Genomic DNA, 24,651 nt, shown 5'->3' on the forward strand with positions numbered 1-24,651 from the left:
TATTTGTCTTGGGAGAATTTATATTTAACTTTACGTGGTTCAAATATCTCAAGAATTATTTCGAGAAAAGTGTGATTGCCCAAGAAAAAGAGATAAATAATGAAAATACTCATGCAGATAAAAAATTTCTTCTTTTAAATATTTCTACATTTAAAGGTATTATGGAGAGATTTATAATCACAGTGTTTTTGATTTCTAATTTTCCGCCAATCCTAATAGTTTTTGGAACATTAAAATTAGGGACTAGAATATCTGAGCATAAAGAGATTAAAAATGATTATTTTCTTATTGGAAATTTAAGTACAATTTTGATTTCGATATTTTACTTTTATGCATTTAAACATTTTTGTATTTTCAAAAACTTTGTCTAACGACGGTATATATAAATCATGACTTCTATTGTATGTACACTTCCAACTCAACAAAACAACTCACAAAAAACCGCCCAAAAGGCGGTTTTTATATTAAGTATCTTAATTATACATCTTCTTCCTCAACTCCTGCACCTTCTCATCATCCAAGTACTCATCAAAAGTCATATACCTATCGATAACCCCGTTTGGCGTAATTTCTAACACTCGGTTGGCTACGGTTTGCGCAAACTCGTGGTCATGCGTGGTGAACAATACCGAACCTTTAAAGTTTTTCAACGAGTTGTTAAACGCCGTGATCGATTCCAAATCTAAGTGATTCGTTGGTTCGTCCAGCATCAACACATTGGCACGAATCATCATCATGCGCGATAACATACAACGTACTTTTTCGCCTCCGGACAATACCGTACATTTTTTTAACGCTTCTTCGCCCGAGAAAATCATTTTTCCTAAGAACCCACGAACGTATACTTCGTCGCGCTCTTCTTCGGTTTTTACGAACTGGCGTAACCAATCGACCAAGTTCAAACTGCCGTCGGTAAAGAACGCGCTGTTGTCATTCGGCAAATAGGACTGCGTGGTGGTAATTCCCCAGTCAAAGGTTCCGGCATCGGCTTTTTGGTTGCCGTTTAAAATTTCGTAGAAAGCAGTCGTCGCACGTGAATCTTTAGAGAACACGACTACTTTATCGCCTTTCGCCATATTCAAATCGACATTCTTAAACAATACTTCGCCATCTACTGAAGCGGCTAGGTTTTGCACGTGCAGGATTTGGTCTCCGGCTTCTCTTTCTACGTCAAATATAATCGCAGGATATCTTCTACTCGACGGTCTGATTTCGTCCAAGTTTAGTTTTTCAATCATCTTTTTACGTGAAGTCGCTTGCTTAGACTTCGCCACATTCGCACTAAAACGACGGATGAATTCTTCCAACTCGGCTTTCTTCTCTTCCGCTTTTTTGTTTTGTTGGGCTTTTTGACGTGCCGCTAACTGGCTCGACTCATACCAAAAAGTATAGTTTCCGGAATAGTGATTGATCTTAGAAAAATCGATATCCGAAATGTGCGTACAAACCGAATCTAAAAAGTGACGGTCGTGCGATACCACAATTACTGTGTTTTCATAATTGGCTAAGAAATTCTCTAACCAAGTGATGGTTTCAAAATCCAAGTCGTTCGTAGGCTCATCCATCACCAACACATCCGGGTTTCCGAAAAGCGCTTGGGCTAACAAGACACGTACTTTCATCTTTCCTTCCATCTCACCCATTAACGTATAATGTTGGTCGGCCGTAATGCCTAAGTTAGACAACATCGCACCCGCATCGGATTCGGCGTTCCAACCGTTCATTTCTTCAAACTGCACTTGCAACTCGCCTATTCTATCGGCATTTTTATCATCATAATCGGCGTACAAAGCGTCCATTTCTGATTTTACGGCAAACAAAACTTTGTTTCCCATCATCACGGTTTCCAACACGGTATGCTCATCGAACATGTTGTGGTTTTGGTTCAACACCGACATACGTTTGCCCGGCTCGAGGAATACTCTTCCTGAAGTGGGGTCGATATCGCCGGCTAAAATTTTAAGGAAAGTAGATTTTCCGGCACCATTGGCACCAATCACACCGTAGCAATTGCCTTGGGTGAACGTGGTATTTACTTCGTCGAATAAAATTCTTTTACCAAATTGAACCGATAAATTAGAAACTGTAAGCATATTGTCGTTTAATTAAATTCGGTGCAAAAGTAGTGAATAGTGTTCAGTTGGCAGTGGTCAGTGGTCCCTTTTTTTGCTATATTGTACTCCTAATTAAACCGCAACGATGAACTTTCCTTTTCAATTCAATCTTTTTGGCGATGCGGTGAATTATCACATTATCTTTGAGACCCTTGCTTTTTTTGTGGGCGTTCGCGTTTACTATTATTTAAAGAAAGGTATAGCCGACCCGATTTCCGACATCAATCGGCTGTGGATTATGCTGGGCGCGATGATCGGCGCATTGATTGGCTCGAGAGTGATTGCGTTGTTGGAAAATCCTGCCGAAATCATGCACCAAACCTGGCTAACGTTTTACCAAAACAAAACGGTTGCCGGTGGCTTTTTGGGCGGCTTGTTTGGCGTAGAGTTGATGAAAAAAATCATAGGCGTGAAAACGGCTTCGGGTGATATTTATGTTATTCCGATTATTGTGGCGGTTTTTATAGGCAGAATCGGTTGTTTTAGCATGGGTGTTACCGAAAACACTTATGGCATAGAAACCGGTTTTATCTTTGGGATGGATTTGGGCGACGGCAAGCTCCGGCATCCCGTAGCACTTTATGAAATGGCCTATATGGTGTTGCTTTTTATTTTATTCCAAACGATAAAACACAAGAACCTACAAAACGGCGACCGATTCAAGTTGTTTATGGTGCTCTACTTTTTGTATCGTTTTTTGGTAGAATTTATCAAACCGTATCATCCTTTATTATTAGATTTGAGTGCCATTCAGTGGAGTGCGCTTTTCCTTTTCGCCTATTATTATCAATTCATTTTAAGACTCGTTCGCTATGCCCAATAGAGATTATATATACTACGACTACACCAAAAGCCTTTGTCCGGAATGTTTGCATACCATTGATGCCAAGATTGTCTTTCAAGACGATAAGGTCTGGATGCTCAAACACTGCAAAACCCACGGCGATACCAAGGTGATGATAGCCGATGATGTTGAGTACTATCGCCAAATCAGAAACTACAACAAACAATCGGAAGTGCCTTTGAAGTTCAATACCAAAGTGCATTACGGCTGTCCGTACGACTGTGGCTTGTGCACCGACCATGAGCAACATTCTTGTTTGTCAATTGTGGAAGTCACCGACCGATGTAATTTGACTTGCCCAACGTGTTATGCGAGTTCAGGTCCGAATTACGGTCGACACCGAACGTTGGAAGAAATCGAAAAGATGTTTGACATTATTGTGGACAATGAAGGCGAACCCGATGTGGTTCAAATTTCGGGTGGCGAACCGACAGTGCATCCGCAGTTTTTTGAAATTCTAGACATCGCGAAAAGCAAACCGATACGCCATTTGATGTTGAATACTAACGGTATTCGCATAGCTAAAGACATTTCTTTCGTAGAGAAACTAGCGACTTACATGCCCGATTTTGAAATCTATTTGCAGTTTGACAGTTTCAAACCCGAAGTTTTAGAGAAACTCCGCGGCGAAGATTTAACGGAAGTCCGCCAAAAAGCGATTGCCAATTTGAATCAATTTAACCTTTCGACAACATTAGTGATTACGCTTCAAAAAGGTGAAAACGATGATGAAATCGGGAAGATATTAGAGTATGCTGTGCAACAAAAATGTGTGCGTGGCGTAACCTTTCAACCGACACAAATAGCCGGAAGAAACGACAATTACGACGATAATCAAGGCAGAATTACCTTGACCGAAGTACGTCGGAAAATCTATGAGCAATATCCAATCTTTACACCACAGGATTTGATTCCGGTGCCTTGCAATCCCGATGCTTTGTGTATGGCTTATGCATTAAAGATTGATGGCGAAATCATGCCGATGACCAATTTGATTAATCCGGAAGATTTGTTGAACAATTCGAAAAACACCATTGTTTTTGAAAACGACGAGAAGTTAAAAAACCACATGCTCAACTTGTTCAGCACCGGTATTTCGGTTGATTGTGCCGAAGAAGAATTCGGCGAATTGATGTGTTGTTTGCCTCGGGTGAAATCGGACAGTTTACATTATGAAAATCTTTTTCGTATTATTATCATGAATTTTATGGATGCGCATGATTTTGATGTGAGAGCGGTTAAAAAATCTTGTGTTCATATCGTAGACAAAAGAGGTAAGATTGTCCCGTTTGAAACGATGAACTTGTTTTACCGAGACAATAAGATAGACGAAATCAGAAAAGAATTAAATTTTTAGTTATGGGGAATATATTTTTGATGTCGGATTTATTAAGTTCGGTAATTCTATTTTTATTATTTGTAAGTCCTATTGTGTTTGTTATCGGTATAATCTTAGTTGCCGTTTCAAAAGATACCCGAAAATTTGGAATTAAGTTGATTATTGGTTCTGTAATTGCTTTTATTATAGGTTTCGGGACTTGTATGGCTAATATTCGTCCGGGCGGTATTTAATTAAGAATAACTAATTGTTATAAAAGATGCTAGTTTTATTATTAATACTCGTCGTTGCAATATTCATAAGTGCTATTGCTTTTTTAATCGGATTGTACAAAGTACTGTTTGATAAAGAAGATAAAGCATTCGGAATAAAACTCCTTACCTACTCTGTCATCATTATTATTATCGGATTTGGAAGTTGTACAGCTTTGCTTGAATCCGGAGGCATTTAACTTTAACGATAGATTAACAGAATTATCCAAATCATCTGAATATTTTTGTTTACTAGTTTCTTTACAATGCACAGCTACAGAAATTTAAAAGTTTTTGCTTTACTATTCCCTTTACTTACGCTTCTGAGTTCGTGTAAAAACGAATTTAAAGGGAGTGATTATGTGGCTTATTTTGGAGGAGAAATAGTAAATCCCAACAGTCAATACGTCCTTTTTTGCAAAGACAATGAAGTGATTGATTCCATCAAGTTAGACAAAAACAACCGTTTCTTTGTCCAATTTGATTCGTTAGCACCGGGTTTATACACTTTTAAACACGAACCGGAGTACCAATACGTTTACTTTGACAAGAACGACAGTTTGATGGTGCGAGTGAATACCCGAGATTTTGACAACTCGGTAGTTTTTTGTGGTCGTGGCGATCAAAAAAACAACTTTCTCATGGAACAATACTTGAAAAATGAGAAGGACCGAAATAAAATCTTTGAAACCTTTGATTACGATATTGAAAAATTCAACAAAGCCATTGATTCCTCTTATCAAATAGCGACTAAGTTTTATGCCGCCAAAAAAGAAGAAATCAAATGGAGCGATGACTTTGATGAATACGCCAAAGCCGCTATAGACTTTCCTTACTATTCCCGAAAAGAATTGTATCCGATGATTCACAAAATGAGAACCGGTAACGATGTGTACGAAAAAATTCCGGCAGACTATTACGACTTCAGAAAGAAAATCGATTGCAATAATGTGGCGCTTTCCAACTATTCGCCATTTGTGATGTACTTGTCACACATGTTGAACAATATGGGCGCCATCAATTACCACAATCATTTTTCGGAAGTGGATTTGGCCTTAAAAACCAACATCAACAAAATGAACATTGCCGATACGTTGATTAAAAACGAAAAGGTAAAAAATACCATCCTTAACAATATCGCCTTCACGTATTTGTTAGAAGACCAAAACATGGTGAACAACCAATCGTTTTTGGCCACATACCACAAAATATCGACGGATAAGAGTCAGAAAAACGAAATCACTAAAATTGGGGATGCGATACAATTGCTAAAAGCGGGCGGCAAACTCCCGGAAGTAATGCTTATCGACCGCCAAGGAAACAAGATTAGCTCGACAAGTTTTGCCAACCGAAAAACGGTGATTTTCTTTTGGACATCCAATGCACTTTCCCATTTAGAAGCCGTGCACAAAAAAATATTAGGCTTTCAAAAAGACCATCCGGACTATCAATTTATAGGCATCAACATCAATGATACCCAAGAGCAATGGAAAAATGTTTTGAAGAAATATAAATTTGACCAAATCATCGAATATCGTTGTACTGATTTTGAAGACATCAAAGCCAAATGGGTCATCACCAAAATTCACCGAACGATGATTTTAGACCACAACGGCGCTATTAAAAATGCGTTTACTAATATATTTGAGTTGAACTTTGAGGAGGAGTTGAAATAGACTTCTTAGATTGTTAGACTTCTTAGATTGTTAGATATAAAAAAAGCGTCCCGAAAATCGGGACGCTTTTTTTATTGGATTTGTCTGCGACTAATTATTGATTTCCTTTTGCATAGTCGGCTAAGAACTGTGCCAAACCTAAGTCAGTCAATGGGTGTTTTAACAATCCTGTGATAGACGATAATGGTCCGGTCATTACGTCGGCACCAATTTTAGCACAGTTAACCACGTGCATCGTGTGACGAATAGACGCCGCTAAGATTTGTGTTTCAAAAGCGTAGTTGTCATAAATATCGCGAATCTCTTGAATCAAAGCCAAACCATCGGTAGAAATATCATCTAATCTTCCTAAGAATGGGGAAACATAAGTCGCTCCCGCTTTCGCCGCCAATAAAGCCTGACCGGCAGAGAATACCAAAGTTACATTGGTTTTCACACCTTTATCAGAGAAATATTTACAAGCTCTAACGCCGTCTTTGGTCATAGGTAATTTAACTACGATTTGCTCGTGTAAATCGGCTAACTCTTCACCTTCTTTAACCATCCCTTCATAATCGGTTGCGATTACTTCGGCACTTACGTCACCGTCAACGATGTTGCAAATGTCTACGTAGTGTTTTAAGATGTTGTTTTTTCCGGTAATGCCTTCTTTAGCCATCAACGACGGATTAGTAGTTACGCCATCAAGAACGCCAAGTCCTTGTGCTTCTCTAATTTCGTTTAAGTTGGCGGTGTCGATAAAAAATTTCATAGTGTAATGTTTATGTGTAAAAAAGTTGTGTTTCTTAATTCGTGGTGCAAAAGTACATATTTTTTTTTAGGTTCTGAGGTATTAAGGCGCTAAGGTTCTGAGGTTTTTTTCTCAGTGCCTTTTGACCTCAGTACCTTAGTGCCTTAGTGCCTTAGCACCTTATAGCTTATAGTGATTCATCAGCATTTTTTCATAAACCCTATCCGGTAAAATTCGTTTTAAAACGATAGAGAACTTTTGCATGAAGGCTCCGACTTTGTAATGCAATTTCGGATGCTTGTCGTTGATGATTTGGTAAATTGCCATCGCCATTTCGTCAGGATTGCTGCCGCTGTCTACGTGTTCGTCCATTTGTTTTAAAGTATCGCCATACGGAATTTCATACGCCGAACCGGCAACAACCGGCGCGTGGTATCTTCCGGAAGCAATGTTGGTCGCAAAATCGCCCGGCGCGACATTAACCACGTTTATCCCAAATGATTTTACTTCCATGCTAATGGCTTCGGTGATGATTTCCAAAGCACCTTTAGACGCCGAATACACGCTTCGATAAGGCAAACCCATATATCCGGCAATGGAAGTGATATTGATAATTAACCCTGAGTTTTGTTCGCGCATTTGGGGCAAAACCGCTTTGATGACTTCTAATGGTCCGAAGAAATTGGTTTCGAAATTGTTCTTGATTTCTTCAGTCGGAATTTCTTCTAAGGGTCCGGTAATCCCAACGCCGGCGTTGTTGATGACCACATCAATTCGCTTCGATACAGCAATTACTTTTTCAACGGCATGTTTAATGCTTTCGGCATTGCGAACATCCAAAGCAATTAAAGGAAATAGTGAATTGGTGATTTTATCGGGGTTTCTACTGGTTCCGTAAACCGTGAAGCCTTTGTGGAATAAAAACTCGCCTATGGCTTTACCAATACCCGAAGAAGCTCCTGTAATAAGCACAACTTTACTCATCGCTATTATTATTTGATTTATACCTGACAGCCACTGGCTGTCCTACTTTTAATTTCAAATCCGAAGAACCGCCGGTGATTAAAACTACTTTGCTCATTAAATATTAGATATTAAAATTCAAATATTAGATATAAAACTTATAAAGATAATTAGATTAATTGTATTCCTAAACCATGATTTTCGCTTAACTGAATTTTACCATTGACAATCCGGCTTCCTTTGGCGATGTCGTTGGCGATTAAATTGGCGCCATCTAAATCGGCATAGTCGCACAAAGGTGCTAAAACCGCTCCGGCTGAAATGCCTATAGTTGATTCGGTCATGCAGCCTATCATGATGTTGAAATTTAATTGTCTCGCGGCAACAATCATTTCCAATGCCGGAGTTAATCCGCCGCATTTGACCAATTTGATATTGATGCTTTTATAATGGAGTATCAAATCGTTTAGGACTGAAACATCTTGGCAATCTTCATCGGCCATCCAATTGGCATATTTGTCTGAATGTAAAACAGCATACTGCTCCACTCCTGTTTTCATGGGTTGCTCCAAATAAGTGAATTCAGAAACTTTCTGATTGTTCTCGAGCCAAAGACATTCTTCTGCCGTAAAACTGCCGTTGGAATCTAAGGCTAGGTTTTTATTGAGTTGGAGTAATTGATGGATATCGCTTTCGCTGAAATGGTGGCACTTGACTTTAAATTTAGACCAAGCCGATTGGTTTATCTTTTTAATTTGATTTTCGACCGTATCCACACTAATTGTAATGGACGATTCCGGCAATTGCTTGTAATGGATTTGATTAAGTGCCAAAAAGTTTTGCTGTTCCAGTTTTCCGAACAAATCCCAATACGCACAATCTAAGGCGGAACGCAGAAAACTCGGTAAATTCAAAGACAAAAGAAAAGCATAAAATTCGGTAGGATGATTGGTTTTTTGGCTTTCAATTTGGGCTTTTACTTTCGTTAAGATAATTTCAAAATCCGCTAAATTGATACCATAATAATCTATCGAAGTACATTCGCCATACCCATTTTCACCATGACTTTGCAAGGTTACGATTAAGGCTTCTCTGAAAGTGTAATTTCCATAAGCGATGGCAAAGGTTTCTTTGAGATTGAAGGTTACTATTTGCCATTTTAAAACCATAGGGTATAAAAATAAAAAATCCCGATATTCCGAAATTTCGGAACGGGATACTTTTTAAAAAAAATGGCAAGCGACCTACATCGCACCGCTACAACCACATACCTTTGCTATGTTCCCATCCTGGAGGATTTTGTAGGAGCTGGTCGTGTAGGACTTGCCGGTGCAAATATACAATCTTTTTATTTTTTTACAAGAATTTAAGAGCAATATAAATATATTTGTGAGTGAAAAATTAAATCTAAAAAATGAAAGTTTATAATCTGTTCATAACCACTTTTTTAGCCTTAAACATAGTAAGTTGTGGTGACAAACAAAGTGACAAAGAAAGCTATTTCAGCTTTGATGAGAGTTCAATTAAATCCCTTTACAGTACCAAGGACAAAGTGGATTTTACTTTACTAAACAACAACAACAAATCGATAGACAGTATAGTTTACTTTGCCAATAACGAACGGGTATCTTCGGTAAAAGGAAATGGTAAACTTGCTTTAGACTTGAAGGGGAAAAAATTGGGATACCAAAACATCAAGGCATTAGTTTATTTTGAAGGCGATACGATTTCCATTCAAACCCGTGTTGAAGTAGCTGCAGCGAATGCTCCTAAGCTCCTAAAATATACCGTAATTTCTACTTATGACCACGATGCAAATGCGTTTACACAGGGGTATGAATTTTACAATGATACTTTAATCGAAAGTACCGGACGAGAAGGAACCTCTTATGTAGCGAAAACCGATTACAAGACCGGGAAGTTGTATAAAAAAACCGATTTAGACAGGCAATACTTTGGCGAAGGCATTACCGTACTTAAGGATAAAATTTACCAACTGACATGGCGAAATGGGGAAGGTTTTATTTATGATGCCAAAACATTAAAACTGATTAAATCGTTTCGGTACGACAAAAAAATTGAAGGTTGGGGTTTGACCAATGACGGAAAATACCTTTATCAGTCGGACGGCACAGAAAAGATATGGAAAATGGATCCGGAAACTCAAAAGCTCCTGGATTATGTTAACGTTTATACGAATGACAGTAAAATAAAAAGTGTAAACGAAATTGAATGGATCAATGGAAAAATCTACGGTAATATTTGGCAAAGAGACGCCATTGCTGTGATTGATCCACAAACCGGTGCTGTGGAAGCAGTATTGGATTTGACTGCTTTGAGAGCGAAAGTAACCAATCCGGAAGCGGAAGTTTTAAACGGAATTGCTTTTCGAAAAACCACTAATACCCTATTCGTAACAGGTAAGAATTGGAACAAGACTTTTGAAATTAAGATAAATCAATAGATAGAATTAAACCGCAAATTCGCAAATTATAAACCAATCAAAATTTATAATTTGCGAATTTGCGGTATTTTATTTTTCTCTTTTCCAACCTTTTTGTCTGAAACTGCCTCTTTCATATAAAAGGCAACCTTATGACAAATAAAATCAATATCTCAATTCCAAAACCTTGCCACGAAAATTGGGAAGGAATGACTACTGTTGAAAAAGGAAAATTCTGTGCTTCGTGTCAAAAAAAAGTCCACGACTTTACCAAAGCCAGCGACCGTGAAATTGTCAATGCTTTTCAGCAAAATCAAAATCTTTGTGGTCGGTTTTTAACTACACAACTCGACCGTGATTTGGTTAAACCAAATGAAAAAAGCGCCATTTGGTTAGCTACTACGGCTACAGTCGTTAGCTTGATTGGCATTGGAACGAATGAAGTAACCGCTCAGGAACCTGTAAAAACGGAGCAAACGGACAGAAGGATTTTGGGTAAATTCTTGGTTACCAAGCCAACCGAAATAGAAGTTTCCGGTACCGTGAGTGATCAAATAGGCCCTTTGCCGGGAGCTAACGTTTTCATCAAAGGCACTGAGGTTAAAGCCATCTGTGATTTCGATGGAAACTTTACTATTAAAGCTAAAAAAAATGATATTTTAGTGGTTACTTATGTTGGGTACAACTCCAGTGAAATTGAAATACTCAACGAGGATAAATTAAAAGTTACACTTAAAGACAACGGAGTACTATTAGGAGAAGTTGTCACAGGAGGTATTTATATCAAGAAACGCACCTTCTTCGGTCGCATCTTCCACTCTATTGGTAATTGGTTTAGATAAAAAAACCGAAAATTCGCAAATTATAAACCAATCAAGAATTTATAATTTGCGAATTTGCGGTATTTATTATTTATTTCTTAGCTACAAATTCCATTTTAGTAGCATCGTACACTAATTTGTTTTCCTGCTTTTTACTCCTTTGAGTCACCGTACCATCGGGATTTAAGATAAATTCAAAGCCGTCTCTTCTGATTTTTTCTTGTGTTTCCGTAGCGGCTGTTCCGCCTAAAGAAACAATTTCTGTGATATGATTGGTGGTTTGTGAATTGGAGAACACCTGTTTTTTATTGGTAATTTCATAAATCACCGAATAGACATTGGTAATGTCTTCTGTTTTATTTTTGGTTTTGATTTGCACGATTTCCGTCCAAGTCAATAAGTATAATTTGGTTCCACCAGTGTTGAATGCTGTCAGTTTACAATTGGCTGGTTTAAAATTAGCATCAACTGCTTTGACAATCATAGCGTCTTTTTCTTTACCGTTTTCGTTAATGGTCACTTGGAAATTTCCTTTTTTAACTTCAGCCACTAAATTATCCGCTTTGGCTAATCCTGAAGCAGCAGTTGTAATTGTTTTTTTTGCCGGAGCTTTCTTTTTCTGGCTGTAAGTGTTAACACTCAACATAGCGATTATCGCTATTAAAATGATTCTTCTCATTGGACACAAATTAAATTTAAACAGAAATCGAATATACAAAATAATTGATTCGATGACTGTTAAATAAAAAAGCCGCCTTACTTTAACAGTAAGACGGCTTTCGGCAATAAACTAATAAAATTTAATCTTTAGTTGATTTTACGGCTAGGTTGTAAATTACTAAACCAAATCCGATTTTGTTAATAGCATCAGCAATGTTGTAAGCTACATCAACATTACCTTTTCCAAGTAATCCTGTATACCATCCTTCAGTACCTAACATGTACCCTAATGGATAAATAGCCCAACCTACTAATACAAACCAGCATAAAATTTTGTGAGCCGCTAATACTTCACCACCAGCTGTTTTAGCTAATTTAGAAGCTTCACCTAACCAAATTTCATAAACAATGGCGAAGTAAGCAATACCGGATACTAATCCCCATAACCACGCATTTGTAGGATCAACGGCTTCTCCGAAATAACCTGTAACTAACATTACCAAAGAATAAACAATCATTTTCCATAGTAAAGATTGCTTAGCTCCGGCAATTTTTAGAATTAAGTAAAACTCTAAACACATTAATGGCACTGTTAGAACCCAATCAACATAGCGAAAAAAAGTTGGTGACTCACCGAAACTTGCCCAATAATCTCTCATGTAGAAATAATGAACAGCTGCAATGAAAGTAATTAAACCTGAAACTAAAACTGAAACACGCCATTTTTTATCAAATTGGCTAAGGGACAAAAAGAAAAATGCTGATGCAGCCATCATGGCCATACAACCGATAAAAAAAGTAAAACCAACATAGTCTGTCGGTAACATTTTCGCAATGAGCAAAGTAGAAAATAATAAATTTGTCATAATTAAATGTTTTAGAATTATTTGTTCAATAAAATTGAAAAAACTTTAAACAAAATAAATAATTGTGTTTAACCTTTTTTATTTAACTTTAAACAAAATAAAAAACTATTGGAATGACAAATTCTAACAATTTCGGTATAGTAATCAGTTTTTTTGGATTATGGATAACCACATATTTTTCTATTGAATATCAACAAACTATAGGATTTATAATAATTTTCTTATTCGGAATACTACATGGATCAAATGATTTGTTATTAATTTCGAAAATCAACCAAAGAGAAACGACTAGTATCGGCAAAAAAATATTGCTTTACTATATCATCTTTGTATTTTTTGGAATTGTATTATTCTACAGTCTGCCTAAAATAGCGCTGTTATTATTCCTTATTGTGAGTGCTTATCATTTTGGAGAGCAGCATTGGAATATTTTAAACAAAGAAGAGACCTCAAAAACTATTATTGGTTTTCAAACTACCTATGGTCTTTTTATCCTTTCACTGCTTTTCAATTTTCATCAAGAGGAAGTTAGAAAAATCATTGGACAAATAATTAATGCTCCAATCACAAGTGTAAACTTTACCTACTGTTTGATTTTTGTTGGAGTATTACTATTTCTAAACGGATTTTTGTTAGTCAGAAAAAATCCAAGTTTCAGCAAGGAAATAATGGTAAACATTGTCTATTTAATCTTATTTGGTATTATATTCAGAAATGCAAATTTGATTTGGGCTTTCGCCATTTACTTTATTGTTTGGCATAGCTTACCCTCTATTAAAGAACAAATATGTTTTTTGTATGGAAATTATTCGATAAAAAACTTTGTGCGGTATTTTAAAGCGGCCTTTGTATACTGGTTTCTATCCTTAATTGGCATTTTATTTCTTTACCTATTATTTAAGGACCAAGAAATCTTCAAAGCCTTGTTCTTTTCTTTTTTGGCCGCAATAACCTTTCCGCATGCCTTGGTCATAATGAAAATGCAAAACATCAATAAAAACAATTCAGAAGATATAAAATAAAAAAAGAGTCGGACTAATATCCGACTCTTCTATTGGCATGCTTATTTCTAAAAGTTATTTCACTTCTTCGAATTCTACATCTTGAGTGTTATCTCCTTGAGCTTCCGCTTGTGGCTGTGCTTCTTGTGCTTGACCGCCTTCTCCTTGCGCTTTGTACATTTCCTCAGAAGCATTTTTCCATGCTTCGTTGATTTTGTCTAAAGCCGGTTGAATCGTAGCCACATCTTTGGATTCGAAAGCTACTTTCAATTCGTCTAAAGCGGATTGAATAGCAGTTTTATTCCCTTCTGATAATTTATCACCAAATTCGGTTAATTGTTTCTCCGTTTGGAAAATCATTCCGTCTGCTTCGTTTAATTTATCTGCTTTTTCTTTGGCCAATCTATCGCTTTCTGCGTTCAATTCGGCATCCTTTTTCATTCTTTCGATTTCTTCCGGAGTCAATCCTGAAGACGCTTCGATACGAATATCATGAGACTTACCAGTTCCTTTATCCGTAGCCGAAACTTTGATGATACCATTGGCATCGATGTCGAAAGTTACTTCAATTTGCGGAACACCTCTTGGTGCCGGTGGAATGCCGTCTAAGTGGAAACGACCAATCGTTTTATTGTCAGCAGCCATAGTTCTTTCCCCTTGAATCACGTGGATTTCAACACTAGGTTGGTTGTCAACCGCAGTGGAGAAAACTTGTGATTTTTTGGTTGGAATCGTTGTATTTGACTCGATTAATTTAGTCATTACATTACCCATAGTTTCAATTCCTAAAGACAAAGGCGTAACGTCTAATAACAATACATCTTTTACATCACCGGTTAAAACACCACCTTGAATAGCAGCACCAATGGCAACTACTTCATCAGGATTTACCCCTTTTGATGGTTTTTTACCAAAGAATTTCTCTACTTGCTCTTGGATTACAGGGATTCTTGTAGAACCACCTACCAAAATTACTTCGTCGATATCAGAAGTGGATAAACCAGCATCTTTCAAAGCTTTAATTACCGGTTCCATAGAACGTTTTACTAAGCTTTCAGCCAATTGCTCGAACTTAGCACGCGTTAACGTTTTCACTAAGTGTTTCGGACCTGAAGCTGTTGCTGTAACGTATGGCAAGTTGATTTCGGTTTGTGTCGAAGACGACAACTCGATTTTTGCTTTTTCAGCGGCTTCTTTTAAACGTTGCAATGCCATTGGATCTTTACGCAAATCAACGCCTTCTTCAGCATTGAATTCGTTGGCCATCCAATCAATGATTACTTGGTCAAAGTCATCTCCACCAAGGTGTGTATCACCATTTGTAGACAATACTTCGAAAACGCCGTCACCTAATTCAAGTACGGAGATATCAAAAGTTCCTCCACCTAAATCGTAAACGGCAATTTTTTGATCTTTCCCGGCTTTGTCTAATCCGTAAGCTAATGCCGCAGCAGTTGGCTCATTGATGATACGCATTACTTTTAAACCTGCAATTTCTCCGGCTTCTTTAGTGGCCTGACGTTGTGCATCGTTAAAGTAGGCCGGAACAGTAATAACAGCTTCAGTAACCGTATAACCTAAATAATCTTCGGCTGTTTTTTTCATTTTTTGAAGTGTCATGGCTGACAATTCTTGTGGCGTGTAAAGTCTGCCGTCGATATCAACACGTGGTGTGTCGTTATCTCCTTTTACTACTTTGTAAGCAACAGTTGATGCTTCTTTAGCACTTTCTGTGTACTTGTTCCCCATAAAACGTTTGATTGACGCTATGGTTTTTGTTGGGTTTGTCACCGCTTGTCTTTTCGCAGGATCACCTACCTTAATTTCTCCACCTTCTACAAAAGCAATTACAGATGGCGTTGTTCTCTTACCTTCTGCGTTAGCAATTACAACTGGTTCTCCACCTTCCATAACGGCCACACAAGAGTTGGTTGTACCTAAGTCGATACCAATAATTTTTCCCATTTTTATTTTCTCCTTTTAATTTATTTTTGATTATTCCTCTACGAGTGAATAGTACTTTGTGTTGTACGGTTTCGAGAATGACAACTATTGTGCCAAGCGGACATTGGGAATAAATTGTCAGTTTTGGATAAATTAGGCTGACAAGATGACATTTTGAGTACGAAGTTAGCAGTGGGAAGTACGAAGTCATGGATTAAGGGAATTCATAGGAAACAAAAAATCCCAACCGTTAAGCTGGGATTCAATATCTAATCGTTCATCGAAATGAGGAACTCATCGTTGTTTCGAGTTTTCTTGATCTTATCATTGATAGTATCCATCGCTTCTACCGGATTCATATCGGCTAAGAACTTACGGAGAATCCACATTCTTTGGAGTGTTTTTTCGTCTAATAACAAATCATCACGACGCGTACTTGACGAAGTCAAATCGATAGCCGGGAAAATTCTGCGGTTGGCAATTTTTCTGTCTAATTGCAACTCCATATTACCCGTTCCTTTAAATTCTTCGAAGATTACTTCGTCCATTTTAGAACCGGTTTCGGTTAAAGCCGTGGCAATAATACTCAAAGAACCTCCGTTTTCTACATTACGAGCCGCACCGAAGAAACGTTTTGGTTTTTGCAAAGCATTCGCATCAACACCACCTGACAATACTTTACCGGATGCCGGTTGAACCGTATTGTAAGCTCTCGCCAAACGTGTAATCGAATCCAACAAAATCACCACATCGTGACCACATTCAACCAAACGCTTGGCTTTCTCTAAAACGATATTGGCGATTTTTACGTGTTCCATTGGTTCTCTATCGAAAGTGGAAGCAATAACTTCACCACGCACACTGCGTTGCATATCGGTAACCTCTTCAGGTCTTTCGTCGATTAGTAAAACTATCAAATAAACTTCAGGATGATTGGCGGCAATGGCATTGGCGATGTCTTTTAACAACATCGTCTTACCCGTTTTGGGTTGCGCCACAATCATACCACGTTGCCCTTTACCTATTGGCGAAAACAAATCGATTACTCGGGTAGAAACACTGGCTTGTTTGTCGGCTATGTTGAATTTTTCTTTTGGGAAAATTGGGGTTAAATGTTCGAATGAAACTCGGTCACGTACTACTTGCGGGTCATGTCCGTTAATTTTTAAAACCCTAACCAATGGAAAGAATTTCTCTCCTTCTTTTGGCGGACGCACGACTCCTTTTACGGTATCACCGGTTTTCAAACCGAATAATCTGATTTGTGAAGTCGATAAATAAATATCATCCGGAGAAGCTAAATAGTTATAATCGGAAGAGCGCAAGAAACCATAGCCATCGGGCATCATTTCTAAAACACCTTCGCTTTCAATAATACCGTCAAATTCATAGTCTGAATCGCGGAAATTAGGGTGTTTTTTACCTTTAAAGTTTGGATTGTTATTGTTGGCATTACCATTGCCATTTCCGTTTTGATTTTGGTTCGGATTTTTAGGCTTATGTTGACGGTTACCGTCATTATTTTGGTTGGGATTAGCATCCGCTTCTTCAAGAGCCGGTTGCTTTTCTTCTGCTTCTACTTCACTATCGGTTGGTTGTTGTGAAGCTATTGGAGCATTGTTGTTCTTCTTTTTATCGAAAGGTTTTTTAAACTTAGGGTTTTTATTTTCAAAAGCCGGTTTTTCTTCGGCTACCACTGCTAGCGGTTCTTCATGGGCAAACAAATCACTTTGATTGGTTTCCGGCGCTTTTTTTGCTTCGGGTGTAATTCGGGCTCTTTTTCCCTTGTTGTCCTGGACTTTTTCCGGAGTAACTTTAGGTTTCTCTTCGGCAACGGTATTGTTTTGGTGTTCCAAAATTTGCGCAATAAGCGTATCTTTTTTGGCACCGGTAACTTTAATGGTTTTTGCCAACTTGGCAATATCTTGAAGCTCAGAAAGCTTCATTTCTTTTAAGGCGGAAATATCAAACATCAATATTGTTTTGATTTAAATTTGTTCTTTGGAAAATACTACAAATGTTGGGTAGAAAAAATTGGTATAGAAAAGTCCGAAGATGAAGTACTTGCGGAATTGTTATGCAATAATACAAATAAAAATTTACCGTGCAATAGTATTTTTTAAAAAGAAACTATATTTTTGTGCAACATTTTTTAAGATTTATGTTTAGAATACAGACTTATTATTTGATAGCTTGCCTGATTGTAACAGGAGTTTTGCCTTTTGTATTTCCTTTATGGAAAGATGCATCGGGTAAATCATTCTATTTTATGATGGATATTGCTTACACTGCGCTATTCGGATTAAGTAGTACGCTGTCATTATTGAGCATTTTATCACACGCAAAAAGACAACAACAATTTGTCATGGGCAGATTGAATATCATATTGAATTTAATTTTATTAGGATTATTTGTGTATCGAACACTAAATCTATCCGGAGAAGCGGCAACCGTTTCTGAGAAGGGTATTGGGATGTTCTTACCTATTTTTTCTATCGTACTTTTGGTTTTGGCCAACAAAGCCATCAAAAAGGATGAAGATCTCGTAAAATCTGTGGATCGATTGCGATAAACCTATAAACTTAGTTTTTTAGTGCTGCGAAAAACCCGTTTCCTTGGATTCGGGTTTTTTATTTGAAGCTATTCCCGCTTTCCGTTGCAATCTTTTTTATTGTTTTACAACACTGAGCGTAATTGAATGATTTTTCAAAAACAATAAAAAAGGATTTTCTCTGCACACGAGCGAAGCGACTGCCGAAGGAATCGGGGCTAGAAATGGTAATAGTAATGACAATATCAATGACAATGACAATGGTAATAGCAAAAATCAACTGGAAATCCTAAACAGTAAACTCCTTACTCAATACTATTAAATGAAAACTGCGACTGTTAACTTATTTCTGAAAATAGAATATTACTTCTTCCCTATCTCAATAATTTCCAAGCCTTGAATCTTCTCGCCGTCTATTTCGAATCGCAACATCGTTCTAACTTGATGAAAACCATAAATGCCGCATGCGCCCGGATTCATGTGCAACAAATTTAGTTTTTTATCAAACTGGACTTTCAAAATATGGGAATGTCCGCAAATGAATAGTTTGGGTGGATTTTTTTCAATTTCACTTCGAATCGCTTGATTGTATTTTCCGGGATAACCACCAATGTGCGTAATCCAAACCTCAACGCCTTCGCAGAAAAACCGATTGTTTAACGGAAACTCCATTCGGGCTTTATCATCGTCTATGTTGCCATAAACGCCTCGCAACGGTTTTATCGCTTTAATCGCATCGGTCACTTTCAAATCGCCAATGTCACCGGCATGCCAGACTTCATCGGCTTGGTGAACGTATTTTAAAATAGTTTCATCAAGATGACTGTGCGTATCGGAAAGCAAGAGGATTTTTTTCAAGATAAAAGGTACTAAGGTTCTCAGAGTCTAAGGTTCTGAGGTTACAAATATAATCAACGAAATTATGAAAACTTTAAACATCCAATTTAAAATCCTTTGTACCTTTACGCCTCATAAATCTAGGAACTTTAACATTGAGATATTTTATCGAATTAGCATACAAAGGAACCCATTACCACGGCTGGCAATACCAACCCGATGCGAGTTCCGTGCAAGAAACACTCAATAAAGCTTTATCTGTTATACTAAAAAAAGAGATTGACATTGTTGGTGCCGGCCGAACCGATACCGGTGTTCATGCCAAAAAAATGTATGCACATTTTGACTATGAGACTGAAATCGACAGTAAAATCATAGTCCACAAACTCAATTCTTTTTTACCCAAAGACATTGTCGTTTTTAATATTCTAAAAGTACACGATGATGCCCATGCCCGATTTGATGCCACTAAAAGAACTTATCAATACCACATTCATACCTTTAAAGATGCTTTTGAAAACGACGGTAGTTGGTTGCACCAATTGCCTTTGGATATCGATAAAATGAACGAAGCCTGTCAAATTCTTTTCAAGCATAATGATTTTGAATGTTTTTCTAAAACCAAAACTGATGTAAGAACATTTAATTGTGTTATTTTTGAGGCCCATTGGCAACAAAAAGGAAACCAACTGGTTTTTACCATTTCAGCCGATCGATTTTTACGCAATATGGTTCGCGCCATCGTTGGAACCATGATTAATATTGGTTTGGGTAAAATTACCTTTGTCGATTTTGAGAAAATAATTGAAAGCAAAGACCGCGGTCAAGCAGGATTTTCCGTTCCGGCGCACGGTTTATATTTAACCCAAATTGACTACGACTATATAAAATAATATGCAAGCAAAAGCATTCGATACCCATTTATTCAAACGCATTTTAAAATATACCAAACCTTATAAGGCAAGGTATTATGGCGTGGTTATGTTTGCTGTTTTGCTTTCGGTCTTTGCGGCGCTTCGTCCTTATTTGTTAAAACAAACCGTTGATAGTTATATCGAACCTAAAGACGAACACGGACTATTATTTTATGTGACCATCATGGGCATAGTGTTGATTTTAGAAACCTTATCCCAATTTTATTTTGTGTATTGGGCTAACTGGTTGGGACAAGACATCATCAAAGACATTCGAACCAAGTTGTTCAAGCACATGCTCAGTTTCAGAATGAACTATTTTGACCATGCACCGGTTGGGCAATTGGTTACTCGTTCTGTTTCTGATATCGAACAAATTGCTCGTATTTTCAGTCAAGGATTGTTTATGATTATCAGTGACTTGTTGAAAATGATAGTGGTGTTGATTTTTATGTTTTATATGAACTGGCGACTAACTTGGATAGTGATTTTGGCGATGCCTGTTTTAGTTTATATTACCCGAATTTTTCAGCGAAAAATGCAAGTAGCTTTTGAAGAAGTTCGCAATCAAGTAGCCAATATGAATACGTTTGTACAAGAACGGGTTACCGGCATGAAAATCGTGCAACTTTTTAATAGAGAAGCAATTGAATATGAAAAGTTCAAAGAGATTAATCAAAAACACAACAAAGCTTGGATTAAAACCATTTTATACAACTCCATCTTCTTTCCTATAGCCGATATCATTTCGTCGCTAACGTTAGGTGCAGTGGTACTTTATGGCGGTTTTCATATTTTAGATGGTGATAAGTTTACCACGTTTGGCGATTTGTTTTCTTACACGATGTTTATCGGCATGTTGTTCAACCCTTTGCGTCAAATTGCGGATAAGTTCAACGAGATGCAAATGGGCATGATTGCTGCCAATCGTGTTTTTGATATTTTGGATACTGATAAAGATGTTCAAGAAGACGGAACCCTCGTAGCCAGTCATTTTAAAGGCAATATCCGTTTTGAAAATGTTCGTTTCGGTTACAATGATAAAGAAGAAGTGCTAAAAGGCATCAATCTCAATGTAAAAGCCGGAGAAACCATCGCTATCGTTGGAGCCACCGGTGCCGGAAAATCTACTATTATCAATTTACTAAATCGTTTTTACGAAATCAATTCGGGAACTATTTATGTCGATGACCAAAATATTAATGACTTCCAATTGGAAAGCTTGCGCCAACAAATTGCCATTGTTTTACAAGATGTTTTCCTATTTGCCGATACTATTCACAACAATATTACGCTGAACAATCCTACTATTTCTCGGGAAGAAGTAATTGAAGCCGCTAAGAAAATTGGGGTCCACAAATTCATTAAAACGCTTCCCGGCGCTTATGATTGTGATGTTAAAGAACGTGGCGTGATGTTGTCTTCCGGCCAACGCCAATTGATTGCATTCCTTCGGGCTTATGTGAGTAATCCGAGTATTTTGATTTTAGATGAAGCTACGTCTTCTATTGATACTTACAGCGAAGAGTTAATTCAAAAAGCGACCGAACGAATCACACAAGGCAGAACTTCAATTATCATCGCACACCGATTGGCTACTATTATGAATGCCGATAAAATCATTGTGATGGATAAAGGTCAAATTGTAGAAGAAGGCACACACCAAGAATTGGTTACCAAAGAAAAAGGATATTATAAAAATTTATACGATTCACAGTTTGCCGTAGAAAGCTAAATTTTCAAAATAAATCCTTAAATTCGCACTCACAAATAATCAAAGAAAATTTACAGAAATGACACGAGGCTTTGCCGAATGCATTTTGTACAAATATTAAATTAACACGAACAAAATGACACGAGCGTTAGCGACTGCATTTTTGTACCAATGAAAAATAAACACATACAAAAATGAAATACGATATTATTGTATTAGGAAGTGGTCCGGGTGGTTATGTAACCGCAATCCGCGCCTCACAATTAGGCTTTAAAGTAGCCGTAATCGAAAAAGAAAACCTTGGTGGGATTTGTTTGAATTGGGGTTGTATTCCAACCAAAGCATTATTAAAATCGGCTCAGGTTTTTGATTACCTAAAACATGCTTCAGATTATGGTTTGACTGTAAAAGAATTTGACAAAGATTTCAATGCCGTAATTGCTCGTTCTCGTGGCGTAGCTGATGGCATGAGTAAAGGAGTTCAATTCTTAATGAAGAAAAATAAAATTGACGTTATCGATGGTTTTGGTAAAATAAAACCGGGCAAAAAAGTTGCGGTAACGGCAGCAGACGGAAAAGTAACTGAGTATTCAGCAGACCATATTATCATTGCGACAGGTGCTCGTTCGAGAGAATTGCCGAATTTGCCACAAGATGGTGTAAAAGTAATTGGCTACAGACAAGCGATGACTTTGCCAACACAACCAAAGAAAATGATTGTAGTGGGTTCAGGTGCTATTGGTGTTGAGTTTGCTCATTTCTATAACTCTATGGGAACAGAAGTTACTATTGTAGAATTTATGCCTAATGTAGTTCCGGTGGAAGACGAAGACATCTCCAAACAGTTTGAGCGTTCTTTGAAAAAATCAGGTATCACGGTAATGACCAATTCTTCAGTAGAAAGAATCGACACTACCGGAAAAGGGGTAAAAGCTTTTGTAAAAACTGCTAAAGGCGAAGAAGTTTTAGAAGCGGATATTTTGCTTTCAGCCGTTGGAATCAAAACCAATATTGAAAACATAGGTTTAGAAGAAACCGGAATTAAAACGGATAAAGATAAAATTCTGGTAAACGATTTTTACCAAACTAACGTTCCCGGTTATTATGCTATTGGTGATGTTACTCCGGGTCAAGCTTTGGCTCACGTAGCATCTGCTGAAGGTATTCTTTGTGTGGAAAAAATCAAAGGTTTACATGTTGAACCCTTAGATTACGGAAACATTCCGGGCTGTACTTATGCTACGCCGGAAATTGCTTCGGTTGGTATGACTGAAAAACAAGCCAAAGAAAAAGGATACGAATTGAAAATTGGTAAATTTCCTTTCACAGCTTCAGGTAAAGCGAAAGCCGCCGGAACTCCGGACGGATTTGTGAAAGTAATTTTTGATGCCAAATACGGCGAATGGTTAGGCTGTCACATGATTGGCGCCGGTGTAACCGATATGATTGCAGAAGCCGTTGTAGCTCGTAAATTAGAAACTACAGGACATGAAATCTTAAAAGCGGTTCATCCTCACCCAACGATGAGTGAAGCGGTGATGGAAGCGGTTGCTGATGCGTACGGAGAAGTGATTCATTTATAAAATCAGAACTTACATAAATAAAAAAACCATCCGATTTGGATGGTTTTTTTATAGCATTAAATTGTAAGATTACAATTTAGCTTTCAAAGCTTTATACTTATCGGTCATCTCTAAAGCATTATAAACACTTAATAATGTTCTTTTGGCCGGGTCATTGGTTGGCTCTAACTCTACTGCTTTTTCAAGATAAGGTAGAATTACTCTGAAGTTATCTTCTCTTAACTTTTTAATCACTTCATAACGCTTATTGTCTTTTTCTGAAGTACCTAATTTGTTTAATTCACTTACCCATTTTTCGTCAGCTCTTAATCTTAATTCGGCTAAATTTATGTAGGCATTAAAATAGTTAGGGTTGATTTCTATAGCTCTTTTGTAATGCTTTTCAGCTTCCTCTAAATTTTTAGCATTGGCACTAATTACCCCTAAATTAAACACTAAGTCTTCGTTATTTGGATCCTTGGCAAGTGCTTCGTTGGCCAATTTTGAATAGGTTACAAAATCATTCATTTTTAAATACAAATCGGCTTCCGTTAAAATCAACGAAGTATCCTCAGGATTGGCCTGACGTGCTTCTTGAACTGCTGCTTTAGCTTCTTCCACTTTGCCTTTTTGCACCAAGATTAAAGCGATATTTTTAAAAATTTCTCCACGTTTAGATGGTGATTTCTCATCTCTTGGCTTTGAATGTGTTTTTGTAGTGTTTACAGAAATATCACGGAGACTTTTATTGTTTCCAAAGTTTTCTTCTTCCTTAGAACTATTGTTTACTGCATAATAAAGTGTCCCTTCACCGGTATAATTAAGTTCTTTTAATTCGTTGTAATATTGAAGAGCCTTGTCATAGTTAGTAGCATTAATGGCATAGCTTGCGGCATAAAACAACTTATCTTGATCTTTTTTATCTAGTAGGTACAAAGAATACAACACATCCGAAGCTTCTTGGAATTTTTGTTGTTGACCCAAAGCAATCGCCAAATTGATTATATCCGATTTATACAATTCTACTTTTTTCAAAATATCATCAGTATAGACTTTTTTACCGGTCTTTTTCTCATATTCTAAGGTACCATTCAGTCCTTTTTCAATAGCAACAACCGTTTTGGCACTCACTACTTGCGCTTTTTGAGCTTCTGTAACGGTTGGTCCGAATGACATAATCTCTATAAGAGGCAACATCGCTTTATAAAATCCGGCTGAAACTTTATCACCTTCTTCGGTTGCAACACCTTCTAGTTTAGCTAAATTCGTTTTATACTCTACAACATCAGCAGGCTTAGGTGCTTCTTTGGTGTAAATTTTCTTCAAAACTTTCAGCTCGTCTTTTTGAGCAAAAGTTGAAACAGAAACTAGTATTGTTGAAGCCAATACAATGTGTTTAATTTTCATGTGGTATTATTTTA

At 37.3% G+C, this 24,651-nt stretch carries 22 protein-coding genes and 1 other RNA gene; 12 read left to right on the forward strand and 11 right to left on the reverse strand.

From position 1 onward, the window contains the following. Nucleotides 1–473 precede the first annotated feature (473 nt). Nucleotides 474–2,093, reverse strand: a complete 1,620-nt coding sequence (locus ICG50_RS06115; RefSeq protein WP_187660029.1) for an ABC-F family ATP-binding cassette domain-containing protein — start codon at nucleotides 2,091–2,093, stop codon at nucleotides 474–476. 106 nt (nucleotides 2,094–2,199) lie between these two features. Here ICG50_RS06115 and ICG50_RS06120 point away from each other — a divergent pair, with 106 nt between their 5' ends. The 5 genes from ICG50_RS06120 (at nucleotide 2,200) to ICG50_RS06140 (ending at nucleotide 6,224) form a co-directional block, all read left to right on the forward strand. Next, nucleotides 2,200–2,937: a prolipoprotein diacylglyceryl transferase gene (locus ICG50_RS06120; RefSeq protein ID WP_187660030.1), complete on the forward strand. Its 738-nt coding sequence runs from the start codon at nucleotides 2,200–2,202 to the stop codon at nucleotides 2,935–2,937. After that, a complete protein-coding gene (locus ICG50_RS06125) occupies nucleotides 2,927–4,315 on the forward strand; it encodes a radical SAM protein (protein WP_187660031.1) in 1,389 nt (462 codons plus the stop codon). Before ICG50_RS06120 ends, ICG50_RS06125 begins: the two co-directional genes overlap by 11 nt. 2 nt (nucleotides 4,316–4,317) lie before the next feature. Further along, on the forward strand, nucleotides 4,318–4,530 hold the full coding sequence (locus tag ICG50_RS06130) for a hypothetical protein (RefSeq protein ID WP_187660032.1): 213 nt from the start codon (nucleotides 4,318–4,320) through the stop codon (nucleotides 4,528–4,530). 26 nt (nucleotides 4,531–4,556) lie between these two features. Continuing rightward, nucleotides 4,557–4,748, forward strand: a complete 192-nt coding sequence (locus ICG50_RS06135; RefSeq protein WP_187660033.1) for a hypothetical protein — start codon at nucleotides 4,557–4,559, stop codon at nucleotides 4,746–4,748. 66 nt (nucleotides 4,749–4,814) lie between these two features. After that, on the forward strand, nucleotides 4,815–6,224 hold the full coding sequence (locus ICG50_RS06140) for a TlpA family protein disulfide reductase (RefSeq protein ID WP_187660034.1): 1,410 nt from the start codon (nucleotides 4,815–4,817) through the stop codon (nucleotides 6,222–6,224). Between the two features lie 94 nt (nucleotides 6,225–6,318). Here ICG50_RS06140 and fsa read toward each other — a convergent pair whose 3' ends face one another. From fsa to ffs, 4 genes are all read right to left on the reverse strand, one after another. Continuing rightward, complete coding sequence (gene fsa, locus ICG50_RS06145; protein WP_187660035.1) at nucleotides 6,319–6,975, reverse strand: fructose-6-phosphate aldolase; 657 nt, start codon at nucleotides 6,973–6,975, stop codon at nucleotides 6,319–6,321. Nucleotides 6,976–7,134: 159 nt separating this feature from the next. Beyond that, nucleotides 7,135–7,938, reverse strand: a complete 804-nt coding sequence (locus ICG50_RS06150) for an SDR family oxidoreductase (protein WP_187660036.1) — start codon at nucleotides 7,936–7,938, stop codon at nucleotides 7,135–7,137. 149 nt (nucleotides 7,939–8,087) lie between these two features. Next, nucleotides 8,088–9,086 carry an enolase C-terminal domain-like protein gene (locus ICG50_RS06155; RefSeq protein WP_187660037.1) on the reverse strand — a complete coding sequence of 333 codons (999 nt, stop codon included), beginning with the start codon at nucleotides 9,084–9,086 and terminating at the stop codon, nucleotides 8,088–8,090. 62 nt (nucleotides 9,087–9,148) lie between these two features. Further along, an RNA gene (ffs, locus tag ICG50_RS06160) (signal recognition particle sRNA small type) lies at nucleotides 9,149–9,246 on the reverse strand. Between the two features lie 85 nt (nucleotides 9,247–9,331). Between ffs and ICG50_RS06165 the strand changes: the two genes are divergently transcribed. Next, nucleotides 9,332–10,381, forward strand: coding sequence for a glutaminyl-peptide cyclotransferase (locus ICG50_RS06165; RefSeq protein WP_187660038.1), 1,050 nt, complete (start codon nucleotides 9,332–9,334; stop codon nucleotides 10,379–10,381). A gap of 131 nt (nucleotides 10,382–10,512) precedes the next feature. Next, nucleotides 10,513–11,202, forward strand: coding sequence for a carboxypeptidase-like regulatory domain-containing protein (locus ICG50_RS06170; protein ID WP_187660039.1), 690 nt, complete (start codon nucleotides 10,513–10,515; stop codon nucleotides 11,200–11,202). 70 nt (nucleotides 11,203–11,272) lie between these two features. Here ICG50_RS06170 and ICG50_RS06175 read toward each other — a convergent pair whose 3' ends face one another. Together ICG50_RS06175 and ICG50_RS06180 are read right to left on the reverse strand one after the other, a co-directional pair. Then, nucleotides 11,273–11,860, reverse strand: coding sequence for a hypothetical protein (locus tag ICG50_RS06175; protein WP_187660040.1), 588 nt, complete (start codon nucleotides 11,858–11,860; stop codon nucleotides 11,273–11,275). Nucleotides 11,861–11,981: 121 nt separating this feature from the next. Beyond that, nucleotides 11,982–12,707, reverse strand: coding sequence for a bacteriorhodopsin-like (locus ICG50_RS06180; protein ID WP_187660041.1), 726 nt, complete (start codon nucleotides 12,705–12,707; stop codon nucleotides 11,982–11,984). Nucleotides 12,708–12,820: 113 nt separating this feature from the next. Between ICG50_RS06180 and ICG50_RS06185 the strand changes: the two genes are divergently transcribed. Further along, nucleotides 12,821–13,729 carry a Brp/Blh family beta-carotene 15,15'-dioxygenase gene (locus tag ICG50_RS06185; protein WP_187660042.1) on the forward strand — a complete coding sequence of 303 codons (909 nt, stop codon included), beginning with the start codon at nucleotides 12,821–12,823 and terminating at the stop codon, nucleotides 13,727–13,729. 54 nt (nucleotides 13,730–13,783) lie between these two features. On the opposite strand, the gene dnaK is transcribed toward ICG50_RS06185, so the two are convergent. Both dnaK and rho read right to left on the reverse strand, forming a co-directional pair. Next, on the reverse strand, nucleotides 13,784–15,673 hold the full coding sequence (dnaK, locus tag ICG50_RS06190; protein ID WP_187660043.1) for a molecular chaperone DnaK: 1,890 nt from the start codon (nucleotides 15,671–15,673) through the stop codon (nucleotides 13,784–13,786). Nucleotides 15,674–15,921: 248 nt separating this feature from the next. Continuing rightward, nucleotides 15,922–17,625 carry a transcription termination factor Rho gene (gene rho, locus ICG50_RS06195; protein ID WP_187660044.1) on the reverse strand — a complete coding sequence of 568 codons (1,704 nt, stop codon included), beginning with the start codon at nucleotides 17,623–17,625 and terminating at the stop codon, nucleotides 15,922–15,924. Between the two features lie 188 nt (nucleotides 17,626–17,813). Between rho and ICG50_RS06200 the strand changes: the two genes are divergently transcribed. Continuing rightward, nucleotides 17,814–18,224, forward strand: coding sequence for a DUF4293 family protein (locus tag ICG50_RS06200; RefSeq protein WP_187660045.1), 411 nt, complete (start codon nucleotides 17,814–17,816; stop codon nucleotides 18,222–18,224). A gap of 342 nt (nucleotides 18,225–18,566) precedes the next feature. Here ICG50_RS06200 and ICG50_RS06205 read toward each other — a convergent pair whose 3' ends face one another. Beyond that, a complete protein-coding gene (locus ICG50_RS06205; RefSeq protein WP_187660046.1) occupies nucleotides 18,567–19,061 on the reverse strand; it encodes a metallophosphoesterase family protein in 495 nt (164 codons plus the stop codon). 134 nt (nucleotides 19,062–19,195) lie between these two features. Between ICG50_RS06205 and truA the strand changes: the two genes are divergently transcribed. The 3 genes from truA to lpdA all read left to right on the forward strand — a co-directional run bounded on the left by truA (nucleotide 19,196) and on the right by lpdA (nucleotide 23,251). Beyond that, nucleotides 19,196–19,933: a tRNA pseudouridine(38-40) synthase TruA gene (truA, locus tag ICG50_RS06210; RefSeq protein ID WP_187660047.1), complete on the forward strand. Its 738-nt coding sequence runs from the start codon at nucleotides 19,196–19,198 to the stop codon at nucleotides 19,931–19,933. Between the two features lies 1 nt (nucleotide 19,934). Then, nucleotides 19,935–21,689 (forward strand): ABC transporter ATP-binding protein, encoded by a 1,755-nt coding sequence (locus ICG50_RS06215; protein WP_187660048.1) that lies wholly within the window; start codon nucleotides 19,935–19,937, stop codon nucleotides 21,687–21,689. Between the two features lie 173 nt (nucleotides 21,690–21,862). Next, nucleotides 21,863–23,251 (forward strand): dihydrolipoyl dehydrogenase, encoded by a 1,389-nt coding sequence (lpdA, locus tag ICG50_RS06220; protein WP_187660049.1) that lies wholly within the window; start codon nucleotides 21,863–21,865, stop codon nucleotides 23,249–23,251. A 69-nt stretch (nucleotides 23,252–23,320) separates the two neighbouring features. On the opposite strand, the gene ICG50_RS06225 is transcribed toward lpdA, so the two are convergent. Next, nucleotides 23,321–24,637, reverse strand: coding sequence for a tetratricopeptide repeat protein (locus ICG50_RS06225; RefSeq protein WP_187660050.1), 1,317 nt, complete (start codon nucleotides 24,635–24,637; stop codon nucleotides 23,321–23,323). Nucleotides 24,638–24,651 lie beyond the last annotated feature (14 nt).

This window comes from Flavobacterium buctense, assembly GCF_014486695.1.
GTDB classification, from domain to species: domain Bacteria; phylum Bacteroidota; class Bacteroidia; order Flavobacteriales; family Flavobacteriaceae; genus Flavobacterium; species Flavobacterium buctense.

Coding starts and splice junctions, on each gene's coding strand:
- lpdA (WP_187660049.1), top strand. CDS start 21,863: ATGAAATACGATATTATTGTATTAGGAAGTGGTCCGGGTGGTTATGTA.
- ICG50_RS06200 (WP_187660045.1), top strand. CDS start 17,814: ATGTTTAGAATACAGACTTATTATTTGATAGCTTGCCTGATTGTAACA.
- ICG50_RS06125 (WP_187660031.1), top strand. CDS start 2,927: ATGCCCAATAGAGATTATATATACTACGACTACACCAAAAGCCTTTGT.
- ICG50_RS06155 (WP_187660037.1), bottom strand. CDS start 9,086: ATGGTTTTAAAATGGCAAATAGTAACCTTCAATCTCAAAGAAACCTTT.
- ICG50_RS06130 (WP_187660032.1), top strand. CDS start 4,318: ATGGGGAATATATTTTTGATGTCGGATTTATTAAGTTCGGTAATTCTA.
- ICG50_RS06225 (WP_187660050.1), bottom strand. CDS start 24,637: ATGAAAATTAAACACATTGTATTGGCTTCAACAATACTAGTTTCTGTT.
- fsa (WP_187660035.1), bottom strand. CDS start 6,975: ATGAAATTTTTTATCGACACCGCCAACTTAAACGAAATTAGAGAAGCA.
- ICG50_RS06215 (WP_187660048.1), top strand. CDS start 19,935: ATGCAAGCAAAAGCATTCGATACCCATTTATTCAAACGCATTTTAAAA.
- ICG50_RS06185 (WP_187660042.1), top strand. CDS start 12,821: ATGACAAATTCTAACAATTTCGGTATAGTAATCAGTTTTTTTGGATTA.
- ICG50_RS06180 (WP_187660041.1), bottom strand. CDS start 12,707: ATGACAAATTTATTATTTTCTACTTTGCTCATTGCGAAAATGTTACCG.
- ICG50_RS06170 (WP_187660039.1), top strand. CDS start 10,513: ATGACAAATAAAATCAATATCTCAATTCCAAAACCTTGCCACGAAAAT.
- rho (WP_187660044.1), bottom strand. CDS start 17,625: ATGTTTGATATTTCCGCCTTAAAAGAAATGAAGCTTTCTGAGCTTCAA.
- ICG50_RS06140 (WP_187660034.1), top strand. CDS start 4,815: ATGCACAGCTACAGAAATTTAAAAGTTTTTGCTTTACTATTCCCTTTA.
- ICG50_RS06150 (WP_187660036.1), bottom strand. CDS start 7,938: ATGAGTAAAGTTGTGCTTATTACAGGAGCTTCTTCGGGTATTGGTAAA.
- ICG50_RS06115 (WP_187660029.1), bottom strand. CDS start 2,093: ATGCTTACAGTTTCTAATTTATCGGTTCAATTTGGTAAAAGAATTTTA.
- dnaK (WP_187660043.1), bottom strand. CDS start 15,673: ATGGGAAAAATTATTGGTATCGACTTAGGTACAACCAACTCTTGTGTG.
- ICG50_RS06175 (WP_187660040.1), bottom strand. CDS start 11,860: ATGAGAAGAATCATTTTAATAGCGATAATCGCTATGTTGAGTGTTAAC.
- ICG50_RS06135 (WP_187660033.1), top strand. CDS start 4,557: ATGCTAGTTTTATTATTAATACTCGTCGTTGCAATATTCATAAGTGCT.
- ICG50_RS06165 (WP_187660038.1), top strand. CDS start 9,332: ATGAAAGTTTATAATCTGTTCATAACCACTTTTTTAGCCTTAAACATA.
- ICG50_RS06120 (WP_187660030.1), top strand. CDS start 2,200: ATGAACTTTCCTTTTCAATTCAATCTTTTTGGCGATGCGGTGAATTAT.